Source organism: Bacillus sp. 7884-1, assembly GCF_002272245.1.
Lineage (GTDB): Bacteria > Bacillota > Bacilli > Bacillales > Cytobacillaceae > Neobacillus.
Genome location: NZ_NPDD01000324.1, coordinates 1 through 1,489, shown reverse-complemented (window position 1 = coordinate 1,489; position 1,489 = coordinate 1). Strand labels below are relative to the sequence as shown.

Here is a 1,489-nt window from a genome sequence, read left to right as displayed (position 1 = left end):
TTTTTTTTATTCAAGAGTGAGAAATCTCTCTTCGGTGGTTGTAAATCCTAATAGATATTAAAAAATCTAATTATTCTGATGAATTTAGAGAAGCGCACGAAGAAATTCATAAAGGCACAAATAGACCATGCTGCATTTCATTGATTTAGTCCAGTCCAATAAATTTAATAGAAAAACGTTAAAAAAATCATTCTCTTACTCACCAAAAGGTGGCAAGTTGAAGAGTAAAGGTTCTTGTGACTATCCTTTTTTCATCTAAAGCTAACAGGTGTGATGCTTCAAAAACGAAGGATCGCTTTTTCTTATTCAAGTAACGGTGCAGGTTAAATTAACTAGGATTACCAAATTACGGAAGAATTCAAAGGGAAAATTAATTTGAATAGTGGCTGAAAAGTCTCACTTTTTTTATTCTTTCTTCAGCTATTTAGTTTGTACATTTTTTACCCATTACTTCCCAATCTGCACAATGATAATTTCACCATTTACTGGACAGTAAGTAAACATTTGAATAATTTTAAGTGTTACTTAACAAGGTATGAAGATTTATAGAATCATTAAACGTGTCGTACCATGATAAGATTCTTTAGTGATATTTTTTATTTCTAATAATGTAAATAAATAAAAAGTAGGGGGAAAAAGTTTGGCATTATTCGGAGGTTTTTTATTAGTTGCTTCAGTAGTTGGTATTATTGTATTTCCTATTCTGGGTCTTGTTTCACTCGTAAAAAAGAATGGAAAAGCAAAGAGAAACTTTAAATTAATGGGTGGATCTTTTGCTGTAATGGTACTTAGCATTATTTTAATAGGTGCCACTTCCGACGATACGGAAACCATTTCAACAAGCGAAAAGCCTGCTAAACAAGAAAAAGTTAAGAAAGAGACTCCAGAACAAATAGCAGCACGTGAAGCAAAAGAAAAAGCTGAGGCAGAAGCTAAAGCCAAAGCAGAAGCTAAAGCAGAAGCTAAAGCTAAAGCCAAAGCAGAAGAAGAAGCAAAGAAGGAAGCTGAAAATTTAGTAGCAGTCGTACACCTTGATGATGTGAAAGACCTTCCTAAGTACACAATCGAGACGTACAAAAATGGCGACGAAGTGCCAGCGGCTAACGGTTCGACAATGAATTGTACTTATCCGACATGTTACAGAGTCACATTTGACGTAAATGGCTCAGGACAGAATCCAACTGCTGAATACAACTCTTTAATAACGAAGCTGGAAGACCGAAGCATTTTGGACAATAGCTATGACGGACCAGAGCTGGCAACGATAAAAGCGGATTACTGGACAAAAGATGGCATGATTACTTCAAGGTTTTATAAGTGATTATAGGTTGAACTTACCTGGGCGATCATTAACAAAGTCTCGCCTTTTTGTTTACTAAGGTAACAGATTGTAAGTAATGTACTTAAAGTAAACCACTCTTTGTAAATTTTATAGGGCTCTGTTAAATCCTGTAATTGATTTTCTTATTCAACTAAAGGGGCAGGATAG

The 1,489-nt window shown here is 34.7% G+C and carries 1 protein-coding gene; it reads left to right on the top strand.

Translation table 11 applies throughout. The annotated features are described in order from the left end of the window. Positions 1 to 640: 640 nt before the first annotated feature. Positions 641 to 1,321: a hypothetical protein gene (locus tag CHI06_RS30170; protein WP_179292832.1), complete on the top strand. Its 681-nt coding sequence runs from the start codon at positions 641 to 643 to the stop codon at positions 1,319 to 1,321. Positions 1,322 to 1,489: the final 168 nt, after the last annotated feature.